Here is a 23718-nt window from a genome sequence, read left to right on the forward strand (position 1 = left end):
TGCCGCGTACCTGTATCGACATTCAAAAAGTTAAAAAGATAAAAATGAGCCACTTCTCCTGACTATTTGAGATAAGGTTAGCGCTGGGTAGGAAAAAGAGACAGGTAATTGAGATATTCATTTTTGAATATCTCAAGAAATAAGTTGTCTATGTAATCACACAACATTGATAAGGTTAAAGCATCTGCTCTCTCATTCAGCTGATGCCATCAGGTGACGTCACTGCGTAAAAATCAGCGGCGTATTGAGGGTTTGTCGCACCACTTTATGTAGGTGTCTGTGCAAAGGATGGTTGCGGTTGGTTTGAAGGAAACCGCCAGAGACCACAAACTGACTGAACTCACGATTAACGGGTGGCATTGCGTAAGAGGCGAGTTCTGGCATCAACAATGCCGAGCTTTGACTGGCATACATAATCGCGTCGGTTTCTTGCAACATTTGGCAAGCCAAACGCAAATTATAGGACTTCAGTAACACTACTGGCTCATAACCCATGCGTCGATACTCGGACTCCACGGTACAAAGCGGTTTATATGACGCAGGCGCAGGCAAAGAGACGAGTGGTAGTTTGGACACCGTGTCCCAATCATTGCTGACTTTCGACAACGTTGGGTGGTTTTTGCGCGCCAAAATCACTCGTTTTTCAACGAATAACGGGCGCATGTAAATGTCTTTCGACAGCTCGGTCTCTTGGTCAAGAATGCAGTAATCGTGCTCACCTTCTAACATTTCATCGTGCGAGTAAGTATTCCAGCTGGAAAAGGCAAAGTGCGCTTTGGGAAAGGCTCGATGACAACCAGTGAGCAGTCGCTGCCCTTGCTCATCCATCAAATAAGGGTCAGTTACAATCGCAATCTGCCCTTGGTATTGCAGTGGGTCGAACACTTCAAATTCTTGCACCACTTTTTCCAGTGGTGCAACCATATTGTCGAACTCGGCGGCGAGACGAATCGCCATGGGTGATGGCTCTACCCCATGTGCTTTACGCACAAAAAGCGGGTCATCAAACACTTGCTTCAACTTCATCACGCCGCGGCTGGCGCTCGGTTGAGAAATGCCAAGCTGCATTGCGGCCAGCTTGATGCTGCGGTTTTCCACCACAGCTTTTAATAAACGCATTAAGTTGAGATCCAATGCATCCAGCTGATGTGCCATACCCTAACCTACCAATACCATTGATGAGCGAATACAAAGAGCAGTTAACAATTAGTTAAACACTCTCTCCCGACGTGATCTGATAACCCATATCGAAGACTTTTTCTTCTTGTGTTTCGCCTTTCAGGCGCGCAATTAATAGCTCTGCGCTCTTTACACCAATTTGGAAACGCGGCGTATCAACGCTGGTCAGTTTCGGGCTGATGGTTTGACCGATATCCAGCGCGTTATAGCCCGCCACTGCCAATTGCTGTGGAACTTGAATGCCACGTTGCTGCGCACTCAGCATGGTGCCAATTGCGATGTCATCGTTGGTACAGAACACCCCATCGAGCGTTGGGTGCATTTCCAGTGCGCGTTCGAGCAAATCATGCGCTAAAGAAAAACTAGAATGATCACCAGTTAATACATGTTTGGGTTCTAGCCCTGCTTCTGTCATCGCGCGATCGTAACCTTGCATCCGCAATTTGGTTCGCGTATCCAGACGCGCGCCAAAATAGACGATTGTACGCTTCCCCGTATCTAGCATCTGCTTAACCACGGTGTACGACGCATCTTCATGATCGAGTCCAACCGCCATATCAATCGGCTCCGATGGCAGTTCCATGGTTTCGACCACCGGAATGCCCGCATTTTTGATCATCTGTAATGTACGCAGCGTGTGATGGCTTTCAGTTAGAATAAGTCCATCGACTTGATAAGAGAGTAATGACGCGATCTTGCGCTCTTCTTCAAGCTCATCGTAGCTAAAATGCGCTAAAAGCGTCTCATAGCCATTGGCTTTGGTCACCATCTCTATGCCCTGAACAAAGGAAGCAAAAATTTGGTTGGACAAAGACGGCAGTAAAATACCAATGGCTTTACTGGAGGACTTTGACAACATCGCCGGTGCACGGTTTTCGATGTAACCCATCTCTTCAATCGCAGTCGCAATCTTAGCCCGAGTCTTTTCTGCCACCGACTCAGGGTTACGCATATAGCGTGAAACGGTCATCTTCGTGACGCCAACCTGGTCTGCGACATCCTGCAATGTCGTACGCGTTTTCTTATTCTGTTGAGCCATAAATATGTGATTTATCAGTAATGTTACAAGTAACATTATGACGAATAGACTCTCTGCCGACAAGCTCAGTGAAAATAATTCGAAAAATCATGACGTTATTACTCCATTAGCCATCAAATTGCGTTTCATGGATTGTGAATCAAAACCGAATAAATAAATGACATTTATATCAAAGTTCTTATAAAATGCCGTACCTAAAAGAATAAGACATTAGTCACAGTGCAGTTAGGCTCTAGCGAAACCCAGATTTACTACCACCTGCTTGATCTGGACGACTCCCAAAAGCAGCAATACCTCCAAGCATTGCAACGAAGTCAACCTGAGCTGTATCGACAACTCGTTCCTCTTTTAGCCAACGAGACACCGGAAGAACAACTAACGCAGTTACTTTATTTTGGTGCTCATCAGGCAACGAACCAAGACGTCGATCTAAGCGGAGAAATCATCAGTAAGTACCGCCTAACTCATGAGTTGGGGCGTGGTGGCATGGGTGTCGTATACGCAGCTCTACGTGCAGATGAAACGTTCGAGCAAGATCTGGCTATCAAGTTTATTCAAAGCAATTTGAGTAATGTGTTAGGGCAACGCGCACTCTTCGATGAAGCTCAACTTCTCGCGCGTCTAAACCATCCTTACATCGCGAAAGTGTTTGACGGCGGTCTCCATCAAGATTCGGTTTACATCGTGATGGAGCGGGTGTTTGGTCAAACTTTAGATGAGTACCTATCTGAAAATAAGCTAGAAAAAACGGAGAAGCTGCTGCTGTTTAAGCAGATCTGTCAGGCGATGGAGCACGCCCACCAACACCAGGTTTTGCATGCCGATCTAAAACCAGAAAATATACTGATTGATCGTAGCAAGCGTCCCAAGCTGCTTGACTTCAACTTGACTCAAAAAGCGCACTCCAACCGAGAAGACTCACCCTCAGCGCTGATTGCTTTTAGCCAAAATTTTGCCAGCCCAGAGCAGCAAGCAGGACAGGTTCTAACAGAGCAAAGCGACGTGTACTCCTTGGGCAAAATTCTCGCTTTGATGTTTCCATCACCAACAATTTGGTCTGATGTTTACTGGGTGATAAGACGCGCAACGCGTCCTGCCACTCAAATGCGATATACCGATGCTAGAGCATTGCGCATTGATATCGAACGAATTATCGAACGCCGCCCAATCGAGCAGAAAAAAAACTGGCCATTGTATAGCGCCTTTCGCTTGGTACAGCGACGTCCCCTTGCTTCGGTATTGTCAGGCATCATTGTGCTCTCTGGTGTGTTATTTGGCAGCGCCATGATGCAAAAGAATATCCAGCTGCAACAAGAGAAGAAGATTGCAGAAGATATGATGTACGAAATGACTCGCCTCATCTTCCACGCGAAGGGGCAAAATGTCGAACATCTCTCAGTGAACTCCATGATGGAGTTAACACGAAGGCGGATACTCTCTAACCCAGATATCCCCAAACATATAAAACAAAAAATGTTGTTGGCGATGATGACACCGGTGCCAGAGAAGCACCTAACTACACCAATGAGTTGTCAGCCAAATTGTGCGTCTAAGGACAGCACCAACCAATAAGGCTTAAAACAAGATGTATACACGTTCAGTGGTATTTTGGCTGTCTGCATTGACGGCTACGTCCACGTTGGCAGCAGACGTTTCAGTTGCCACTTCACACCCACCAGCTTCAACCTTGAAGCAAGGCTACTTTATCGACGCCCCAGTGACTGGCCTGTATTACAAAACCAGTTCCAATATCACTGGCGTCACTCAGCAAGGTGCATTTCATTACCAACCCGGTGATGTAATTAGCTTCTTCCTTGGTAACGATGATAAAGGTTATCTGCTGACGACCTTATCAAGCCAAGAAGTGCTGACGCCGACGATGGCGACAACCAAACCTAGCCGCAGCATCAATATGACGCGTCTGCTGCTTTCTCTCGACAGCACGCCTGAGAATCGTGAGGAAATTGTCCTAGCAAACCGTGTGCTTTCTGATCCTCACTTTCAAAGCCAGCTCAAAGGCCTTGATCTCAATTACCTGGATGACGCTAAACGCTACCTCAATCTCGATTGGGTATCTGTCAATGAGGCGATTGAGCACCTAAACGAAAGCCAGCAGTACATTGAAAAAAACTTTTCCTCTGATGAGATCATTTTTGAACCTCGCGACATGACGTTCAAAAACATCGTCATCAAAAAGAAGGATTGGCAAGGCCGCGCTTGTGCTTACGATCTACGCTATCAGCATCATCCCAAATATCGTCCTCCTATTGGTGAAACTCGATTCACTATCACCAAAGACTCATTGATTGAACACCCAAGCATTGGCGACCATTTTCAAGGCTGCTTCCTCTCGATGAAGCGCCCTATCACGGAAGATGTCGTCGAACCGATAAGCAAGTTTGCGGATTGGTTTAATATCGTTGGTTGTTCAATCACAGGGTGCACCCGCAACGACTTGAATGGCTTCTCTCTCGAAGACTTCGATGATGAAGGTGACTGGAAGTACCGCTCCGTTGCCCTCAATTTTGATCCGAGCACCGAGTTATTGATGGAAAAAGTACAAGGTCTCGGGCGTAAAAAAAACATCCAACACAATAACCGCACAGAAATGCTCTGGTTTACGTATCCAAATACTAGCGAACACGATATTGACTACCTCGGTGTGTGGCAGCAAACCGAATACCACCAACAGTCCATGACACAATCGTGCCTATTGATGCGCCATCAACAAGTCATGCGACTGCCGCAAAATACGGACACCTGCCCAACCGATACAAGCCTGTACACCCAAGATGTTACCCGCGAATTTGCCGACATGTGGTGGGTCAACAATAGCGCCCCCAAAGCCGAACTCGCGCAAATGAACGTCATGGTACGTTGGTCAACAACCCCATCTGAAATCAATTACACCACCTGGGAATACTTGCCAGCTGGTGCAACTTGGGAGCAAGGCATTTTATATCGCTATCAACAAAATGTTCTGCGCAACCAAGACGGTTCCGATCGCATTGAAACCCACACCATTTCTGAATTTGTCAAAGTGAGCGAGGATGTATAACCATGGCAACAGCAGTAGCACTGACACAAATCATTCAACAATGGCAATCTGGTGATAAACGAGCTGAGAGCGAGCTCTATCAGTTTGCTTATTTACAGTTGCGTAAGATCGCCCAGCACGAGCGTGAACGAAATGCAGAAAAGTACGGCACCGACAACAAAGTACTGGCAGACAGCGTCAACAGCACCACGGCATTAATTCATGATGCTTACCTGAAAATGTCCAACTGCGACATGAGTGAAATTGAAACAAAGCGCGATTTCTTTTTGATGGCCGCCAAAGTGATGCGTCAAATCTTGATCGACAACGCACGCTCGCACCAAGCACAAAAGCGTCAACACATTACATTGATGAGAGATGAAGAAGATCGTTTCGAGCAATTGATTATCATGGATAAAGCTCTGGATAGTTTCAGTAGCCGCTATCCACGCCAATCGAGCGCACTCAAACTCAAGTATTTAATGGGCATGAAAAACCAAGAAATCAGTGAGCTACTCGAGTGCAGCGCAAGCCTGATAGAGAAAGACCTCAAATTCTCTCGCAGTTGGCTACAATCACGAATGGCGCACACGTAATCATGAACAAAAAGCTTTGGATAATCGGCGCAGTATGCGTCGGTTTGTTCGGTATTTACTTCATTTCAAACAAACACAATTTGGCATCTGTGAAAGACTCGTCAGACAACGCCGACAAGTCAACCCAGCAAGCACATCGTCAATATGAGCGCACATCTTTAGTTGAAGTAAAGCAAGCGTTGACAGGTTCTGCGTTGGATCGCACTCCTAAAAAGACGGGAGATGACGCATTTAACTCCGCCCTTTTAGGACAACCTGGCCCTGTTACGAATCCATTTCATACCACAGAAGACAACACGTTTTACGAGTCAGCATTGGGTGATAAGAACAGCCGACCACAAGAGGACCCATCAGAGAATAATAAACCCATCATCAACCTCACTGTGGAACAGCAGCTACAAACCATTATTTATGCTTGGGAGCTGAAACAAAACTCTCCGGTGAGTTATTCGCTCAACCTTAACCAGCTTTTTGAAGACCCAGATGGCGATCTCCTCACCACTCAGATTTGGCTTGAAAACGCCAATGGGTTAAGAGTCCTCAACCAAGGACAAATGATGGTACAAGGAGCGCCTGAGGAAATAAAAACCACCACATATTTGGCGGTAGCAGCGCGCGATGATTATCACGGTAATAGCGATCATGCATGGGTCACAACGCGCTTTGAGTTACCCGTTATCACACCCGATCAAAATGACACAGAACATCCGTTAGTTGGCGATGTAGTTTATCGCCTAGAGACGACACAAAATCTTGCCGGTATCGCGTACGCGTATGAAGTGGTGTATTGCGAGGCCTTTCAGTTTGAGGGGGGCGAAGTAAGTTATGCCGCCTCACACAACAAACGCCAGTGTCCTGAAAAGGGAGACTTGAAAAAAGTGGGCAAGTACAAAATCAGTGATGACTCGTTGATCGTTTATGTCCAAGGTGTACGCCAAATTTGGACCATCAAAAAAGAATACCCATCTCAGGTTCATGAAGATACTCGGAACTACTTCACCACCGTGTTTGATGGTAAACAATTCGAAAGCTATACCATGCAAAAGAACAAGCAGTCCATGGAAAAGCGCATCAATGCACCGACAGGACGATATCTGCATCAAATCTCCTTTTTTGATTATTTGCTACCTCTCCCAAGTGGGGGGTATCTGGTTGCTGAAGTTGGCAATTATATTTATCACTATGGTACTCAAGTCATTGGTCCTCATGGTGAAAGCATCGAATCCGATTTCAATTTACACACTTATGGTCCTAACCTGTATTGTAGCGATGTCGCCATTTGGTATCACAGCCATGTCATTGCTGGTCAAGGAGACTATCAAATCGACATCATATCAGACCCTAACCCAGACGATCCGACTTACCAAATTGATTGCCACGAGTTCATCAGCACCCCCGCTACTGGACAACAATCGTTATCGTTTGATCTTAACTATTCCCCTTACGACGAGCTACTTGATGGCGAGGTGTATAGCTACATTTTACGTCCAAAACCTGAGCTCGCTGATCGCGTTGAGGAATTTAAGATCAACATGATTTATCACGCCCCTGTCCTTAGCGACACCCAATAAACCTTTTTTACAGGTGGTTATTTTAACAAAACAATCATTTCCAAAATAAAACTGGAACCGTGATCAAATTATAAATTTTCCATCATAGACAAAAAATAGAAATAAATTTTACGGGTTTTGTACGGATTTTCGTGTCTTGAACCTAAGCTCAATAGTCATTAAAAAGACACCACTCTCTTATATCTCACTAGTGAGATATAAAGAAAAAAAGAATAAAAAAAGCGACTTTCTCATTCGGAAACGAAACAAGGACAAATAAATAATGAATAAGGTGAGTTTACTAGCAGCGTCAGTGGCTATCGCTCTTACAGGCTGTGGCGGTTCAGATGGTGGTTCAAACAGTGCTAACGACGGCGTTGTGATCACAGGTTTTGACGGCTACTTCAAGCATGCCGTTGTTTTTGAAGATACGAACAACAACGGCCAATGGGACACTCAAGAAACATTCCTTGGTCTGACCGATGAGAAAGGTCAACTGAAATTGGATGCAAAACCAGAAAGCACTCTAGCGCTACAGACCATCACACCAAACGGTTCAAAGCAGAAACAGCTCATCGCCTTGGATGCGAAAGAGTACGCTGGCAAATACACGGTAGATATGGATCATCCAGGCCAAGCTATGGCGCACGAAATCGTATTCCGTGCACCAACATCATCAAACGTGATTTCACCTATCACGGATCTTGTGGCGATTGAAATGGCAAAAGATCCAGCCATTAGTGAAGAAGACGCGAAAGCGAAAGTAAACCAAGCGCTAGGAGGCTCAGAAGAAGCACCAATTGATCTGTACAGTGATTTTGTTGAAGGTGCGACAAAAAACGCCGAACTACATAAAACCGCTCAGATTCTGACCGACTCGAAAGCACAAAACCCAACGAATTACGAGAAAAAAGCCACGGAGTTTGCTCAAGCGGCAAACCAAGAAGTGGAACGTCTTGTTACATCTGGCGAAAACATCAATGACCCAAATCTACGTCCAATCATCACTGACGCGACCCCACACAGCGACACCTTAGCACCTGAAACGGCAGTTAATAACAAGCTAACCGTAAACAAAATCGTCGAAAAGGCAGCTAAAGATAAGCTAGAAAAACTACCAAAAATCGTACAAGGCGTGGACTTTGATGGCTTAGAGCTAGACATTGAAGGTCTATTTGCAGACAAAGACCAAAACCTTGTGACAACCAAACTGACGCACAACTTTGCAGGCACAGGCATTGAAGTTGTGCAAACTGGCAACCTGATTGTTCTACATCCAACAGCAATCGTAGAGAAAGCTGGTGATTTTGAGATTGTTCTAACGGCGCAAGACATTGATTCGTCAGGTAAGGTTTTGGGTACGGTAAGCACCGTATTTCAGTTCGAAATCGAATCGGCAAACTTACCACCAATGGTTGTAGAAACAGAACAAGCGCGTCTGCAGTCCATCGTTGATGGTTGGTACCTACAACAAGGTGAAGTGTTTGAACAAACACTCGATATTTCTGGTTTGTTCCAAGATAAAGACGGTCAAATTACCGACTACTCAGCGGACTATGTAGACATTGAAGGTCTAACAGTATCTGAGGATGGTAATGCAATTATCACCATTAAAGGCACACCAACAAAAGCAGGTGAAGCTGGAGCAGTACTTGCGATTAGCGCAACAGATGGCCATACCGCGGTACAAATTGCGCTCAGCATGCCAACGGTTATCGAAGGCGTCACGCCACCACCAGTAGTACCGACTTTGGGCTTCACTCACGAGCACTTCAACGGTCAAGAATGGAAAATGGGTAGCTTTGCACAGAAAGATGGTGAAATTGGCTACGCCATGTTGATGCAAGATTCTGAAGGCCTACTATTCTGCTGGGGTTCAAACCACGATGAGATGAATCAAGAGTACAAAGCGAACATCAGTGACTTCCTAAAAGACACATGGGAACACGATGCTTACGCCATTCTTGCCGATCTGGACCAACAAACTGGTTACACGGAATACAACAATAAAGACTGTAACGACGTTGAGCTGAAAGACGGTAAGCTATACAACAGCTACGGCGACGAGTATGAAATGTTGTACCAGCACAAAACCGAGCATAACGGCACTCAAATGATCGTTAAAATCTCAGATGATGAGCTGTTCTGGATGGACTCAAGCAATACCCCATTTGCAGAATCACTTTCGGTTGCAGAACACATCAAACACGGCACGTTAGAGCATGACTTGATGGTAGAAAGTAATGGCACAGGCGACGACACAGTCCTGAAATACTCGTCAGGTGCGTACGAATACGACACTGATACTTACAACTACACTTCGTTCATGCCAACAGGATTCCAAACTCCAGGTAATTGGGAAATCCAGAATGATGAAGACCGTGAACTGCTGATTCTAGAAGAAACAGGCTCAGAGTCAGATTACAAAACTCGTCATCGTTACATCAACCGCGATTTTGGTGACTTTTATATTGGTATTCGTTGGAGTAAAGAACAAAACGGTCATGAATCCGCACCGGAATATGGTCTGTACTCTAACAGCAAAGAAGCCATGACAAGCATCGCGAGTTCACTACCGATTTTGGAGCCTGGTGATGATGACTAAAGCAACCATCGTTAACCCTTGCTGTGATAGCGTGCATTTGCGTAGAAGACGCAGAACATTTTGGGAACGATTGGTCGGCATCAAAGAAGTGTATATCTGCTCTAACTGTCACAAAGAAACGCCACTCAAATAGCGATAATATTTGAGACCGCAAAAAGCCCCGAACTCGGGGCTTTCTTCTATATTTTGACCGCAATATCTGAGTCGTTATTTCACGCACACCACGTTCAATAATGAGGTCCCGGTGAGCTGATTGGGCTCACGATCGGCGAACAAACCTTTCTTATCTTTGCCCCAATACGGCAGTTGCAGTGGCCATTGATTTTTTTCCATCACCCCAGACGCCCTCAGCGCTTTAAACTCTGCAGGGTTGGCTAAGCTCATACCCAGTTGCTGACATACTTTGTGCGAGTTTTCGTAGTTGAGGCGGTTCCACGGCTTACCATGTTCCATGTAAAACTGATTATGGTGATCGAGTAAATATGGGACCACGTACGTTTTGCCTTGTAAGGAGGTTCTCAACCGAACTTCAATGTCATCATTCCCGCTCACAACTGGCTTCGCTTTGGTCTTAGCAACAGGCTTGGACGAAGAATTATCACGTGTATTTTTTACCTTGGTCTTTGACTTCTCTTCCGGAGCTTTAAAGGCGTCGGTATCAGCTCGCACGGCAGGAACTGGCGCGGGTTTCGGGGTCACCGTCGGTGTTGGCTTAACCGAAGATGCGGCTGATTTCGACGGCACAGCGGGTTTAGATGGTGTCGTAGACTGTTTACTCTCTTTTCCAACCACGCGGATGAACGCCTCTTTGTAATTCGACAAGGTTTTGACTCCTCGTAAGTCATCCCTCGCATCAGACAATGCCTTGTAAGGTCCAATCAAACAGCGATAGCCTTTGGATTCAGGCTTCATCCATACGTCAGTCGTGATTTTACTATAGAGAGGCTTAGCTTTCGCGAGAGACATAGGCTTGGGTAGCAATCCGCATTGAATCCAGTAAAGGTAGTTGCCCCCCTGCGGCACTTTCTTTCCCCATACTCCGTTACCAATTGGGCACGTTTTCTCAAGCATCGGTAATTCTTTCTCGCTGGCTTGAGTGGCTTGGCAAAGGAACTCCTCCGCCTCAACTGGATTAGAAAACTGGGCGCATACCAGCAACAAACCCAAAGCCAGGCTTGCTTGGAAGACGTTAGATGGGCGTTGGGCCTTCTTCATTTCCATACACTTCACTCTAAATTAGTGGGTAAGGTCATCATGGCGGAAAAGCGCCAAAAAAATGTGAACAAAGAATAACTAGCAAAAAAAGAGCCGGAATTTGCATCCGGCTCTCAGTTTAGGAAGGAATTAAGCGAATTTACAACGCTTGGTGGGAAAATTCTTATCCTTTGTACAGTTTCGGGTTGAATACATCACGTAGCCAGTCGCCCAACAGGTTGATAACCAAAACCAATGTTACTAGCACGATGCCTGGGAAAGCAGTAATCCACCATGCACCAGAGAAGATGTAGTTAAAGCCGATGCTGATTAGCGCCCCCAGAGACGGTTGATCGACTGGCAGACCTAAGCCTAGGAATGACAGCGCCGCTTCCGACATGATCGCGTTCGCTACCTGTACCGTCGAGATAACCAAGATTGGCGATAGACAGTTCGGCAGAATGTGACGGAACATGATTCGCGGAGCTTTAAAGCCCATCACACGCGCCGCTTCGACGTATTCTTTCTTCTTCTCTGCCAATACCGAGGCACGAATAGTCCGTGCGTATTGCGGCCATTCTGCCACACCGATGATCACCACCAGCATGACCACCGCATATTGGCTGTAAAAATCACTGCCAAAACTGGCTTTGAAGATAGCTGACACGATGATCGCCACCATCATGGTCGAGAACGACAACTGTACGTCTGCAAAACGCATCAAGAAGCTATCGATACGGCCGCCGAAATAACCCGCCGACAAACCAATGATGATACCCAGTACCAACTGAAGACCAACCGCCAGGAAGCCGATGGTTAGAGACAGACGAGAGCCGTAAAGAATGGTCGATAAAATATCGCGACCTTGCTCGTCAGTACCCAACACAAAGCGTTCATCGCCATCTTCCATCCACGAAGGTGGCAACTCAGAATCCATGATGTCGATAGACGTCAGATCGTACGGGTCTGTTGGCGCAAGAATCGGTGCAGCCAATGCCAATACTAAGAACATCATAAAGACGGTAAAACTCGCCATCGCCACTTTGTCGCGTTTGAAATAATACAGAAAATCTGACTCTTTGAAACGCTGCCACGCTGATGGAGCAGGAGCTGGTGTTAAATTTGATTGGCTCATGATTAAGCTCCTTTTCCAGTTAGGTTCACAGTTGGGTTGATGATGCCGTACAGCAAGTCAACGATGGTATTGGTTACCACGAAGATCAGACCAACAAAGATAACGTAGGCAGTGATCAGCGGTGTATCTACACGGTTGATTGCCTCTAGGAAAAGGAAGCCAGTGCCCGGCCATTGGAAGACGGTTTCAGTAAGAATGGTGTAGGCCACCATGGTACCAATCTGCACGCCACCTACCGTCAATACTGGTAGCATGGTGTTCTTAAGTGCATGTTGGTAATAAATCTTTTGTAAGTTCAAACCTTTTGCTTTGGCGAACTTAATGTATTCCGAACTCAGAACTTCCAGCATTTCTGAACGTACCAAACGGATGAACAACGGCAGCATGATAGACGCTAGCGCAATACAAGGTAGGATGAGGTGCTTGATACCATCAATGGTAAAGAAGCCAGATTCCCAACCGAGTACGTTAGCGGTTTCACCTCGCCCATAGGAAGGCAACCAACCGAGTTCTATTGAAAAGACATACATCAGCATGATTGCGGTTAAGAACACCGGAATCGAGATACCGACACTGCTCATCGCCATCACAAATTTGGTAAAAACACTCTTAGGATGAATCGCAGAGTACACCCCAAGCGGAATAGAGAAAACAATGATGATAAGCGTCGCGCCAAACACGAGCTCTAATGTAGCCACCAGCTTGTCGAGAATCACCTCAACCGCAGGTCGCTTGAAAAAATATGAGGTACCCAAATCACCTTGCAGTGCATTACCCACAAAGCGCGTGTACTTTGTGATAAAGGGATCGTTCAGGCCCAAGTCGTCGCGTAGCGCTTGACGCTCCGATTCCGAAACCGACTGACCTACAAGCTCACGCAGCGGATCACCCAGGTTGTCCTGAATGGCAAACGCCACCAAACTGATCACAAACATCACTATCAGTGCCTGAAACAGGCGCTTGACCAGAAACGAAAACATTCCTTGCCCCTTAACTATCCATAGATCTCTAAATTAGAGAGAAAATTCAGTCTAAATAACCCACTCAATCCGACTGAAACAAAACTGAGTCGAGTGCTTTAAGTTGAGGAGGGAAATCCATCCCTCCTCAAAGTCGACTAACCGTGATTATTCAACCACTAGGTCACCGAAGTAAGGCATTACCATTGGGTTAACGATATCTGCCGCTTTCACGTTAGACTTCGCGCCCCATGCTTCACTTTGCCAGTGTAGCGGTACGAATGCTGCGTCGTTGTATAGTGTCGCTTCTACGCCCTTCAGCATTTCTGCACGTTTCGCAGGATCCGTCTCTACGTTCGCAGCTTCAACCACTTTGTCCATTTCTGGGTTTGAGTAGTAACCACAGTTGTACTGACCACGACCGGTTTCTTCGTTACGAGTCATCGTTAGGAACTCGTTGAAGTTCGCTGAGTCTTCTGTATCTGAGTGCCAACCGATCATCAGCATGTCTGCCGCACACTTGTCGAACTCAGGCCAGTACTGCGCTTTTGGCATGGTCTTCAGATCAACCTTGATACCGATCTTAGACAACATTGCCGCCGCCGCTTGTGCTACTTTCGCATCATTCACGTAACGGTTGTTTGGTGCGATCATCGTTAGCGTCAGGCCATTTTCGTAACCCGCTTCTTTCATCAGCTCTTTCGCTTTCTTCAGATCGTAGCGAGGAACCAGTTTGTCATCATGACCCACGTAACCTGCCGGGCTTTGCTGACCAGCGGCCGTTGCGAAGCCTTTCATGATTTTCTTCACGATACCTTCGTTATTGATTGCGTGAACAATCGCTTGGCGAACGCGAACGTCTTTCAATGCTTCGTTGCTGTTTTGGTTTAGTTGGAACGTGATGATACGAGTACCTGGTAGCGTGACTAGATCGATGCCGTCTGCGTCTTTCACACGTTTGTGATCGTTTGGCGCTACAGGGTGAATCATGTCAACGCCGCCAGAAAGTAGCGCAGCTACACGAGTCGCGTCTTCTTTGATTGGAACAAGCGTTAGCTTATCAACGTTACCTTTCGACTCTTTGTCCCAGTAATCTTTAAAGCGTTCAAATTCCACTTTTACGCCCTGTTCACGTGAAGTCACAATGAATGGGCCCGTGCCAGATACGTTAGTCGATGCAAATGAGTTACCGTGCTTCACTAGCTCAGACTTGTCTTTGCCGTCTGCGGTTTTACCCGTGTAGAACTTGCTGTCCATTGGGAAAATGTACGTTGCAGTTTGCAGCACTAGTGGGTAAGGACCTTTGGTTACAAGATCGAACGTGTTGTCGTCCACTTTGACGATTTTCTCGTACGGGTCGAAAATGTTTTTAAAATCAGGAGAACTTTGTAGACGCTCAAACGTCCATACAACGTCGTCAGCCGTTAGGGTATTACCAGAGTGGAATTTCACACCTTCACGCAATTTAAAACGAACGGTAGTGTCGTTAATGCGCTCCCAGCTCTCTGCTAGACGAGGTTCGAAATCCATTTTTTGAGTAAAGCGAACTAACGGATCAAATACCATGTGTGACATTTGCAGTGTGCCACCTGATAGCTGCTCATGTGGGTCAAGCGATACTGGGTCAGCTGCATAGCCAACTTTGATATCTGCTGCCATTGCGTTAAAGCTTAGGCCCGCAGCCATTAGCGCCACTGCTAATTTGCTTTTCATGGTTTTCATTTGCATAACTCCTTCATGCGGGGATACGGATCCCTTGTTGTTGTGTTTGCGTCTTTGTTATGACTAAAGGTTAGCCAAGCGAATTGCTTGGTTTATGCCGTTTCGATCTCTTCTCGCAAGCCAGTAAACTCCGGCATCAGAGAAATCAATTTTTTGCTGTATTCGTGTTGAGGTGCCGTGAATAACTGTTCTGTTGGTGCCACTTCTAAAAGTGTACCCATTTGCATCACACCTACTCGGTCACACATCTGACGAATAACAGGTAAATCGTGGCTGATAAACAACATAGTCAAGTTCAGCTCACTTTGCAGATCTTTCAGCAAGTTTAGAATTTGTGCCTGTACCGATACGTCCAGTGCTGAGGTCGGTTCATCACAAATCAAAAGTCGAGGACGAGTCGCCAACGCACGCGCAATAGAAATACGCTGACGCTGACCACCGGAGAATTCATGAGGGTACTTAAGCCCAGCCATTCGACCCAAACCAACATGATCCAATAGGTCATTCACGATTTGGCGAGTTTCCGACTCGTTTTTCGTCAATTTATGGAAACGGATTGGCTCAGCAATAATATCGAATACCTTCATACGAGGGTTCATTGAAGTATATGGGTTTTGGAACACCATCTGCATTTGACGACGCATCGGGCGGCGCTCTTTCTCAGAGGTTAAAGCGGTCAGGTCAATGCCCTCGAATTTCACCTGACCAGAGTTAGGTTGGTATAAACCAGCAATCACACGTGCAATGGTCGATTTACCTGAACCAGACTCGCCCACCAAACCAAAGGTTTCGCCTTCGTGCACTTCAAAGCTCACATTATTAGATGCTTGCACGTATTCTCGGCGGCTCTCGAACAAAGAGTCTTTGGTAACAAAGCGAAGATTGACGTTCTTCACGTCCAAAAGCGGGCCAGTGTACTCACGCTCATCTTGGCTTTGTCCTAACCAGTGGTTCTTGATATCGAGTGGCTCCATTTCCGCCGCTTCTTCGATATAGCTTACTAACGGGAAACGATCTAGCTTTCTGTCTGAACGTGGTACCGCTGAAATTAGACTGCGAGTATAAGAGTGATCAGGATCGCCCAATACTTTGGCTGTTGGTCCAAACTCCACCAAGTCACCACGATACATTACCGCCACGCGATCGGTGACGTTGGAGACTACCCCCATATCGTGAGTAACCAACATACAGCCGACATTGTTCTTGATACACAGCTCGCGGATCAAGTTGAGGATTTGGTCTTGGATAGAAACGTCTAACGCCGTAGTTGGTTCGTCCGCAATGATGAGATCAGGCTCACCAGCCAAAGCAATGGCAATGACAACACGCTGACGCATACCACCAGAGAATTGATGCGGGTACTGCTTTAAGCGGTTTTCTGGTTGAGGAATACCAACCTGCTGCATAAGAGAAAGCGCGCGCTGATACGCCTCTTCATCAGAGACCTTCATGTTGGCGTGGATCGTCTCTTTCAGCTGTTGCTCAACAGTAAAAAGTGGATTGAGCGAGGTCATCGGATCTTGGAAAATAAAACCTATTTTCGAGCCGCGAACCTTACGCATCGCTTCTGGTGATAGGCCAGAAATTTTTTCTCCATCCAGGAATACATCACCGCTAGCAACGCGACCTGGAGGGCTAAGCAAATCGATAACAGCGTTACCAACGGTGGATTTACCCGCACCTGATTCGCCAACAACACCCACGATTTCACCACGTTCAATATGAAAAGAAAGTGACTTCACGGCAGCGTGAACGCCGTGTCGGGATGGGTATTCAATACGAAGGTTTTTCACTTCTAATAGTGACATTTCAGACCTCTACTGCCTTGTCTGTGGTATCGAATCATGCCAAAGGCACCATTCATCACCTGAATGAATCCGTTCAAATTCAGAATAATACTCTGAAATCTTAATGCGGAAATAATTTGGCAAAAATCACACAAAAAAGCAACAATTAAAGTATATTCCGCCGAAAAAACATTAAATAAACGCACAATTAGCGAATAAAAATGCATTAACAAGTATTTAACCATTTTCATATCACACTATTTTTGTGCGTCATGCACCAATAAAACTAGAAAAATGCTCTAAAAGTAAACATGAGCTAAACAAGATCATTAACCATATTATTCATGTGCATTTATTAACATTTAACAAACAATATCATATGCAAAAAGTGTTTTTTCAACATAAAAAACTATTAATAAAATAGTCGGCAAATACAAAAAGCCAAACTTAGGAAGAGAAAGGATAGGTCAAAACGTGAACAAAACAGCAAAACCACACAAATCCTGCTCCAACGCAGATTATGCGCCACTTAAGCGGTTTATTGACTAAGCAAAGGAAAGTACCGCTATCCTCATTCGTACGTCATAAGAAAACTCGCCGGTTTTAACCCTTTACGACACAATTGAGAGTGGGATAATAGATGAACAGTGTCAAAGCCAAGCCGTAAATAAAAGGAGCCCCTGTGCTTAAAGCGATTTTTTTTGATATGGACGAGACTTTATGTGCAACGTCACAAGCCGATAAAGTTGCAGGACAAGCGTTTACAACTTGGATTCATAAGACCTACCCACAAGTTACCGAGCCAAAAGCGTTTTTGCAGCGCTACTTACAGGGTGTATACAAAAAGCTGAATGCTGAGTTCCCTCACCTTGTGGCTCTGCTACCCGATGAAAATGCCTTCCGTTGTGGCCTGATCCAAAACATCTTGGCGGAGCAAGGCGTCAGCATCACTGCAAAAGAGGCTCAACAAGCTCAAGACTACTTTGACTCTGCACGTATGGGCGCGTTCACCTTCTTCCCTGGTGTAAAAGAAATGCTCAGCGACCTTCGTCAACATTACAAACTCGTCGTGATCACTAACGGTCCGATTTTTTCTCAACACCCTAAATTAAACGCGACACAAATGAGCAACTGGGTGGACCATATTATTGTGGGAGGAGAAGAGCCAGAAGAGAAACCTGCTACAAGTATTTTCCAAAAAGCGCTCGACTTGGTCGAAGTAAAACCAGAAGAGGCTCTACACGTGGGCGACTCTTTACCTGCTGACATTGCTGGCGCTAACAATATGGGCATTTTGAGTGTATGGGTGAATGCGACAGGCGCAAGCAACTCAACGGATATAACGCCAAGTTTTGAAATCCAAGAAACGGTAGAACTGAAAGAAATCCTTAAAACACTCGCCCAATAAAAGCAGCGGATTAGAAAACTACAAAACCCCAGACACTGCTCTGGGGTTTATTTTGTCAGCTCGAAAAGCATTTAGATCATAGGTGGTCAAAAGCCCCTAGAGCTGTACACTTTTGGGGAAAATTGAAATGGAATGCCGATTCTTTTCAGGAGAGATGTAAAAAAGCCCCAGTCTTTCGACTGAGGCTTTAAATAGTGGTCGGTGAAGAGGGATTCGAACCCCCGACCCTCTGGTCCCAAACCAGATGCGCTACCAAGCTGCGCTATTCACCGAACTGTATTTACTGATTTTCTCAAATCAGACAGGACACTTCAACTAAGAAGTCACCTTAATTAATGGGGTGGCTAACGAGATTCGAACTCGCGACCACCGGAATCACAATCCAGGGCTCTACCAACTGAGCTATAGCCACCATCAATTTTTGCTGTTTACCGCTCTATTAGAGCCATAAACTAAATAGTGGTCGGTGAAGAGGGATTCGAACCCCCGACCCTCTGGTCCCAAACCAGATGCGCTACCAAGCTGCGCTATTCACCGACGATGTTTTATCTTGATTGAATCAAGATTGGGAGCAATGCTACCGCATTCAATCTAAAAAAGAAAGAATGGGGTGGCTAACGAGACTTGAACTCGCGACAACCGGAATCACAATCCGGGGCTCTACCAACTGAGCTATAGCCACCACTGATTTTTACCGATGTATCCTCCGAGGCAATGGTACGCCCGAAAGGATTCGAACCTTCGACCTTTGGCTCCGGAGGCCAACGCTCTATCCAACTGAGCTACGGGCGCATGCCCTATCGGCGGAGTGGAATAATACGGATATCACACTATGCCGTCTAGTACTTTTTTTACTTTTTTTATCGTTTGGTCTCTTTTTCGACAGTTATCTTCCGTTAAAGTGGATTTTTGATGTGATTCACGCCCTGTCATGGATAACTTGTTGTTTATTGCAACAAGTTATCGGGATATAATCACCCATTATTTACATTGATTTAACAGCTGCAACCAAGTTGTCTAATCATTCTATGCCATTCAGTGGAATTTAATGATTTCTCTGCTCGGCATTAATACTCTAACTATATAAATAGGTAAGTCACTTACCTCGGGAATGTGAAGTGGGTTTAATGGATATGTCTCGACAAATGATTAGCGTTTTGTTCGCTGCCTTAACGTTTTCTACGGCAGCTTTAGCTTCTGACATCAGCCAAACTGAATACGATGCGATCGCAGAACGCATCCAACCTGTCGGTGATGTTTATCTAGCGGGTTCTGAGCCAGTGAAAGAAGAACCAACCGGTCCACGTGATGGCGCCACAGTTTATGGTACTTTTTGTATTGCTTGTCACGCATCTGGTGTAAACGGCGCACCTAAAACAGGTAATGCCGATGATTGGGCACCGCGTATTGCACAAGGCAAAGATACGTTAGTGAAGCACGCATTAGAAGGCTTCAATGCGATGCCAGCCAAAGGAACCTGTATGGACTGTTCTGACGATGAAATCATCGCAGCAATTGACCACATGATTGAAGGTCTATAAGTAAAGACATCAACGAAAAAGGCTTGCCAGTTGGCAAGCCTTTTTGTTTTTAGTCAGTGAGAACAAGGTTACTTTACTTCTTAAACATTGCTCGAATATTGGCAATGTGTGCTTGACCTTTCGCCATACGCTCTTCTGCTGATACTGGCTTTTTGTTTACTTCCCATTCAACGTCATCAAATGGCAACTCATCCAAAAAGCGGCTTTGAGTCGGTTTGATCAACTCGCCGAACTGCCGACGCTCTTTGCACATAGTGAAAGTCAGTTCACGTTGCGCTCGAGTAATACCAACGTACATCAGGCGACGCTCTTCTTCCACGTTATCTTCATCAATACTGGTTTGGTGCGGTAAAATACCTTCTTCGGACCCAATTAAGTATACATATGGGAACTCAAGGCCTTTTGATGCGTGCAAGGTCATCAGTTGTACTGCATCACTGTCTTCATCTTCTTCACCGCGCTCCATCATGTCACGCAAGGTCAAACGTTGAACGACTTCTTTTAACGTTTTCTCTTCTTGATCGTAGTTGTCACCCTCTAGGTCCGCCACTATCCATGAATAAAGATCAGAAACGTTCTTCATTCGCATTTCAGCGGCTTTCGGACTTGCTGAAGTTTCGTATAGCCAATCTTCATAATGGATATCACGAACTAGCGAACGAACCGCTTCGACGGTATCACCACGCTCAGCTTGATCAGCAATCGCCACTAGCCATTGGGTGAAACGACGCAGGTTTTCTAGGCCACGTCCCGTTAGGTGCTGTTCGAGCCCCATTTCAAAGCTCGACTCAAACAAGCTCTTGCCTCGCATATTGGCATAACTGCCTAATTTCTCTAACGTTACTGGGCCAATTTCACGTCGCGGAGTGTTCACAATGCGCAAAAATGCATTGTCGTCATCCGGATTAACCAAAACGCGCAAATACGCCATGATGTCTTTAATCTCTGCGCGCGCAAAAAACGAGGTGCCGCCAGAAATTTTATACGGTACACGGTTTTGCATCAGAGACTTTTCAATCAAACGTGATTGGTGGTTACCACGATATAGAATCGCATAATCTTTATATTCGGTACGGTTTAGGAACTTATGCGCAATTAGTTCACCCGTTACGCGCTCTGCTTCGTGCTCTTCATTTTTAGCCAACAACACTTTGAGTTTTTCACCGTCAGGAATTTCAGAGAACAGGGACTTCTCATAGACGTGAGGGTTGTTAGCTATCAAAATGTTGGCCGCACGCAGGATTCGACTCGTTGAACGGTAGTTTTGCTCTAGCTTAATCAAACGCAAATTCGGATAATCTTCACCCAGCAACACGAGGTTCTGAGGTTTCGCACCACGCCATGAATAAATAGACTGATCGTCATCCCCTACAACCGTCAATCGTCCACGTTCTCCGACAATTAATTTGACCAGCTCATACTGACTCGTGTTGGTATCTTGATACTCGTCAACCAGTAGGTAACGGATACGATTCTGCCAACGCTGACGAACGTCTTCATGATTACGTAAGAGTAAAACGGGCATCAAAATTAGGTCATCAAAATCAAGCGCGTTATAGGCTTTCATTTGCTTTTGGTACATATCAAAACAGAACGCAAACAATTGTTGCTGTTCACCTTGCGCACGCGCTTTGGCTTGCTCTGGCGTCAACATGTCGTTTTTCCAGTTGGAAATACAACTCAGAAGCTGACGTAGCAGATCTTTATCACCATCAAGCTGCTTTTCAGTAAGCTCTTTGAGCAGCGCTAGCTGGTCTTGGTCATCAAACAGTGAGAAGCCCGCTTTCAACCCTAAATGCTTGTACTCACGCTTGATGATGTTCAATCCTAAAGTGTGGAATGTTGATACCATCAAACCTTTAGACTCACCTTTCCCTAACGTTTGACCTACACGCTCCTTCATTTCACGTGCCGCTTTGTTGGTAAACGTCACCGCCGCAATGTTACGCGCTTTGTAACCACATTGCTGAACCAGATAAGCGATTTTATTGGTAATAACACGAGTTTTGCCCGAGCCAGCACCAGCTAGCACTAGGCATGGACCAGACACGTATTTCACGGCTTCATCTTGACTAGGGTTCAGCTTCATAGAAATTCTCTGCGGGTGATGAATGTGGCGCCTATGATAAAGGGGTGGCCTCGTGAAAGCTATGCTGATTTCTTGTAATTTTTACACCAATTAAGTGCAATATTCTGTTGCATAAATGGCGGGTATTTAAGCTATAATGAATGAACGTTCATTCACTAAAGGGTGACATTATGAAGGATAACCCTGCTGTAGATAAACGAGAACAAATCTTAGTCGCTGCTGAACAACTCATTGCTGAATCTGGCTTTCAAGGGCTTTCCATGCAAAAGCTCGCCAATGAGGCAGGTGTCGCAGCAGGGACGATTTACCGTTATTTCTCAGATAAAGAACATCTTTTAGAGGAACTACGCCTTAACGTTGCTAAGCGTGTTGCTACTGCGGTGCAACTAGGTGTTAGTGAAGAGATGCCTTTAAAACAGCGTTATCGAACCATGTGGCTCAATATTTGGAATTTAGCGAGCTCGAACTTAAGTGCGATCAGCAACCGAGTCCAATATGAGTCTTTACCCTGTTCAAATAGTAGCAAAGCTCGGGAACTTGAGAGACAAATGTTTGCCCAAGTAGATCTTCTTTTCAATCAGGGCAAAGACGAGGGAGTATTCAAGCTTCTCGATAACGAAGTACTTTCTGGATTGAGTTTTGAGGCAAGTGTTGCACTTGCTCGGAAACACGCTTTGGGATTTTATCAACTGGATAAGACGGCATTAGAGGCCGCTATTGAAGCCAGTTGGGATGCAATTATTAAACACTAACTTGGAGTTCTTAATAGAATGAAAAAGTGGATTTTGATGCTATCAATTGTTTTATTACTTTTTGGTAGCGTTGTTACATACAGACTAATTGATATCAAAGACAAAATGGAGCAGTTTGCCAATCGCCCTGAACCAGCATTCCCAGTAACCGTAACTGAAGTGCAAGCGGTGGATTGGGTACCAGTCATCGAGGCAATTGGTTTTATCGAGCCAAATCAAGGCGTGACGGTAGCGAACGAAACGAGCGGTGTTATCGATAAAATCGCATTTGATTCCGGTACTCAAGTCAAAGCAGGTCAGCCACTAGTACTGCTTGACTCTGACGTTGAGAAAGCGAATTTAAAGAGCTCGCAAGCCAAGTTGCCAGCAGCAGAAGCGAAATACAAACGCTACCAAGGGCTATTTAAAAAAGGATCTATTTCTAAAGAAGCGTATGACGAAGCAGAAGCGAACTACTTCTCCTTAAAAGCGGACATTGAAAGCTTGAAAGCGACCATCGACCGACGCGAAATCAAAGCGCCATTTGATGGTGTAGTAGGTATTCGTAACGTGTACCTCGGTCAGTACCTACAAGCGGGTACCGATATTGTTCGCCTGGAAGACACCAGCGTGATGCGTTTACGCTTTACCGTGCCGCAAACCGATATTTCACGTATCAATATCGACCAAGAAGTGGATATCTTTGTGGATGCCTACCCAGAACAGCCTTTCAAAGGTTCAATTTCTGCGATTGAGCCTGCGGTTAACGTACAAAGTGGTTTGATTCAAGTTCAAGCGGATATCCCTAACAGTGACGGCAAACTGCGTAGTGGTATGTTCGCGCGTGCAAACATCATTCTGCCTAAGTTAGAAAATCAGGTCACTCTACCTCAAACCGCGATCACATTTACGCTATATGGCGACAATGTTTACATCGTAACAGAAGAAGATGGCGAAAAACGCGTTAAGCAGCATGTGGTAAAAGTTGGCGAACGCTCTAAAGATATCGCACACATTCTAGAAGGCGTGAAGCCAGGTGATGTGGTAGTGACATCGGGTCAAGTCCGTTTGAGTAACCATGCGAAAGTAAGCATTGTCGAAAGCGATGCAACTACCCCACCTGCTGAAACACCAATGCTTTAAGTT

At 45.6% G+C, this 23718-nt stretch carries 17 protein-coding genes and 5 tRNA genes; 9 read left to right on the forward strand and 13 right to left on the reverse strand.

Annotated elements, in window-relative coordinates:
- Positions 1-219 precede the first annotated feature (219 nt).
- The gene (locus R7Z78_RS14455) at positions 220-1155 is read right to left on the reverse strand and encodes a LysR family transcriptional regulator (RefSeq protein ID WP_005379132.1); all 936 of its coding nucleotides are present in this window, start codon (positions 1153-1155) and stop codon (positions 220-222) included.
- A gap of 55 nt (positions 1156-1210) precedes the next feature.
- Positions 1211-2218 carry a substrate-binding domain-containing protein gene (locus tag R7Z78_RS14460; RefSeq protein ID WP_169644354.1) on the reverse strand — a complete coding sequence of 336 codons (1008 nt, stop codon included), beginning with the start codon at positions 2216-2218 and terminating at the stop codon, positions 1211-1213.
- A gap of 219 nt (positions 2219-2437) precedes the next feature.
- On the opposite strand from R7Z78_RS14460, the gene R7Z78_RS14465 reads away from it, so the two are divergent.
- The 5 genes from R7Z78_RS14465 to R7Z78_RS14485 all read left to right on the forward strand — a co-directional run bounded on the left by R7Z78_RS14465 (position 2438) and on the right by R7Z78_RS14485 (position 10006).
- Positions 2438-3790: a serine/threonine-protein kinase gene (locus R7Z78_RS14465; RefSeq protein ID WP_005384231.1), complete on the forward strand. Its 1353-nt coding sequence runs from the start codon at positions 2438-2440 to the stop codon at positions 3788-3790.
- A 13-nt stretch (positions 3791-3803) separates the two neighbouring features.
- Positions 3804-5276 (forward strand): hypothetical protein, encoded by a 1473-nt coding sequence (locus tag R7Z78_RS14470; protein WP_042523863.1) that lies wholly within the window; start codon positions 3804-3806, stop codon positions 5274-5276.
- A gap of 2 nt (positions 5277-5278) precedes the next feature.
- Complete coding sequence (locus R7Z78_RS14475) at positions 5279-5851, forward strand: sigma-70 family RNA polymerase sigma factor (protein WP_005379118.1); 573 nt, start codon at positions 5279-5281, stop codon at positions 5849-5851.
- A gap of 2 nt (positions 5852-5853) precedes the next feature.
- The gene (locus R7Z78_RS14480) at positions 5854-7422 is read left to right on the forward strand and encodes a hypothetical protein (protein WP_042523865.1); all 1569 of its coding nucleotides are present in this window, start codon (positions 5854-5856) and stop codon (positions 7420-7422) included.
- A 262-nt stretch (positions 7423-7684) separates the two neighbouring features.
- Positions 7685-10006, forward strand: a complete 2322-nt coding sequence (locus R7Z78_RS14485) for a hypothetical protein (protein ID WP_053307265.1) — start codon at positions 7685-7687, stop codon at positions 10004-10006.
- A gap of 207 nt (positions 10007-10213) precedes the next feature.
- Here the strand turns inward: R7Z78_RS14485 and R7Z78_RS14490 are convergent, their stop codons facing one another.
- The 5 genes from R7Z78_RS14490 to R7Z78_RS14510 form a co-directional block, all read right to left on the reverse strand.
- Positions 10214-11227 carry an SPOR domain-containing protein gene (locus R7Z78_RS14490; RefSeq protein ID WP_053307264.1) on the reverse strand — a complete coding sequence of 338 codons (1014 nt, stop codon included), beginning with the start codon at positions 11225-11227 and terminating at the stop codon, positions 10214-10216.
- A 157-nt stretch (positions 11228-11384) separates the two neighbouring features.
- Positions 11385-12335, reverse strand: a complete 951-nt coding sequence (locus R7Z78_RS14495) for an ABC transporter permease (RefSeq protein ID WP_033907403.1) — start codon at positions 12333-12335, stop codon at positions 11385-11387.
- Between the two features lie 2 nt (positions 12336-12337).
- Positions 12338-13315 carry an ABC transporter permease gene (locus R7Z78_RS14500; protein ID WP_005379110.1) on the reverse strand — a complete coding sequence of 326 codons (978 nt, stop codon included), beginning with the start codon at positions 13313-13315 and terminating at the stop codon, positions 12338-12340.
- Positions 13316-13462: 147 nt separating this feature from the next.
- A complete protein-coding gene (locus R7Z78_RS14505; RefSeq protein ID WP_042523869.1) occupies positions 13463-15016 on the reverse strand; it encodes an ABC transporter substrate-binding protein in 1554 nt (517 codons plus the stop codon).
- A gap of 92 nt (positions 15017-15108) precedes the next feature.
- Positions 15109-16824: a dipeptide ABC transporter ATP-binding protein gene (locus R7Z78_RS14510; RefSeq protein WP_005379108.1), complete on the reverse strand. Its 1716-nt coding sequence runs from the start codon at positions 16822-16824 to the stop codon at positions 15109-15111.
- A 661-nt stretch (positions 16825-17485) separates the two neighbouring features.
- On the opposite strand from R7Z78_RS14510, the gene R7Z78_RS14515 reads away from it, so the two are divergent.
- Positions 17486-18211 (forward strand): HAD family hydrolase, encoded by a 726-nt coding sequence (locus R7Z78_RS14515; protein WP_005379107.1) that lies wholly within the window; start codon positions 17486-17488, stop codon positions 18209-18211.
- A gap of 195 nt (positions 18212-18406) precedes the next feature.
- Here R7Z78_RS14515 and R7Z78_RS14520 read toward each other — a convergent pair.
- The 5 genes from R7Z78_RS14520 to R7Z78_RS14540 all read right to left on the reverse strand — a co-directional run bounded on the left by R7Z78_RS14520 (position 18407) and on the right by R7Z78_RS14540 (position 19003).
- Positions 18407-18483: transfer RNA gene (locus R7Z78_RS14520), tRNA-Pro, on the reverse strand.
- A 64-nt stretch (positions 18484-18547) separates the two neighbouring features.
- Positions 18548-18623: transfer RNA gene (locus R7Z78_RS14525), tRNA-His, on the reverse strand.
- 48 nt (positions 18624-18671) lie between these two features.
- Positions 18672-18748 (reverse strand) — tRNA-Pro (locus R7Z78_RS14530).
- Positions 18749-18817: 69 nt separating this feature from the next.
- Positions 18818-18893: transfer RNA gene (locus tag R7Z78_RS14535), tRNA-His, on the reverse strand.
- A 33-nt stretch (positions 18894-18926) separates the two neighbouring features.
- A tRNA-Arg gene (locus tag R7Z78_RS14540) sits at positions 18927-19003 on the reverse strand.
- A 335-nt stretch (positions 19004-19338) separates the two neighbouring features.
- Between R7Z78_RS14540 and R7Z78_RS14545 the strand changes: the two genes are divergently transcribed.
- A complete protein-coding gene (locus R7Z78_RS14545; RefSeq protein ID WP_005384252.1) occupies positions 19339-19752 on the forward strand; it encodes a c-type cytochrome in 414 nt (137 codons plus the stop codon).
- A gap of 73 nt (positions 19753-19825) precedes the next feature.
- Here R7Z78_RS14545 and rep read toward each other — a convergent pair whose 3' ends face one another.
- A complete protein-coding gene (gene rep / locus R7Z78_RS14550) occupies positions 19826-21841 on the reverse strand; it encodes a DNA helicase Rep (protein ID WP_005379104.1) in 2016 nt (671 codons plus the stop codon).
- A gap of 170 nt (positions 21842-22011) precedes the next feature.
- Between rep and R7Z78_RS14555 the strand changes: the two genes are divergently transcribed.
- A complete protein-coding gene (locus R7Z78_RS14555; protein ID WP_005384254.1) occupies positions 22012-22593 on the forward strand; it encodes a TetR/AcrR family transcriptional regulator in 582 nt (193 codons plus the stop codon).
- An 18-nt stretch (positions 22594-22611) separates the two neighbouring features.
- Positions 22612-23715: an efflux RND transporter periplasmic adaptor subunit gene (locus R7Z78_RS14560; RefSeq protein ID WP_042523871.1), complete on the forward strand. Its 1104-nt coding sequence runs from the start codon at positions 22612-22614 to the stop codon at positions 23713-23715.
- The last annotated feature ends 3 nt before the right edge of the window (positions 23716-23718 follow it).

The organism is Vibrio sp. 1167 (assembly GCF_033340375.1).
Lineage (GTDB): Bacteria > Pseudomonadota > Gammaproteobacteria > Enterobacterales > Vibrionaceae > Vibrio > Vibrio alginolyticus.

Coding starts and splice junctions, on each gene's coding strand:
- R7Z78_RS14460 (WP_169644354.1), bottom strand. CDS start 2,218: ATGGCTCAACAGAATAAGAAAACGCGTACGACATTGCAGGATGTCGCA.
- R7Z78_RS14560 (WP_042523871.1), top strand. CDS start 22,612: ATGAAAAAGTGGATTTTGATGCTATCAATTGTTTTATTACTTTTTGGT.
- R7Z78_RS14475 (WP_005379118.1), top strand. CDS start 5,279: ATGGCAACAGCAGTAGCACTGACACAAATCATTCAACAATGGCAATCT.
- rep (WP_005379104.1), bottom strand. CDS start 21,841: ATGAAGCTGAACCCTAGTCAAGATGAAGCCGTGAAATACGTGTCTGGT.
- R7Z78_RS14495 (WP_033907403.1), bottom strand. CDS start 12,335: ATGAGCCAATCAAATTTAACACCAGCTCCTGCTCCATCAGCGTGGCAG.
- R7Z78_RS14485 (WP_053307265.1), top strand. CDS start 7,685: ATGAATAAGGTGAGTTTACTAGCAGCGTCAGTGGCTATCGCTCTTACA.
- R7Z78_RS14480 (WP_042523865.1), top strand. CDS start 5,854: ATGAACAAAAAGCTTTGGATAATCGGCGCAGTATGCGTCGGTTTGTTC.
- R7Z78_RS14500 (WP_005379110.1), bottom strand. CDS start 13,315: ATGTTTTCGTTTCTGGTCAAGCGCCTGTTTCAGGCACTGATAGTGATG.
- R7Z78_RS14510 (WP_005379108.1), bottom strand. CDS start 16,824: ATGTCACTATTAGAAGTGAAAAACCTTCGTATTGAATACCCATCCCGA.
- R7Z78_RS14555 (WP_005384254.1), top strand. CDS start 22,012: ATGAAGGATAACCCTGCTGTAGATAAACGAGAACAAATCTTAGTCGCT.
- R7Z78_RS14505 (WP_042523869.1), bottom strand. CDS start 15,016: ATGAAAACCATGAAAAGCAAATTAGCAGTGGCGCTAATGGCTGCGGGC.
- R7Z78_RS14470 (WP_042523863.1), top strand. CDS start 3,804: ATGTATACACGTTCAGTGGTATTTTGGCTGTCTGCATTGACGGCTACG.
- R7Z78_RS14455 (WP_005379132.1), bottom strand. CDS start 1,155: ATGGCACATCAGCTGGATGCATTGGATCTCAACTTAATGCGTTTATTA.
- R7Z78_RS14545 (WP_005384252.1), top strand. CDS start 19,339: ATGGATATGTCTCGACAAATGATTAGCGTTTTGTTCGCTGCCTTAACG.
- R7Z78_RS14490 (WP_053307264.1), bottom strand. CDS start 11,227: ATGGAAATGAAGAAGGCCCAACGCCCATCTAACGTCTTCCAAGCAAGC.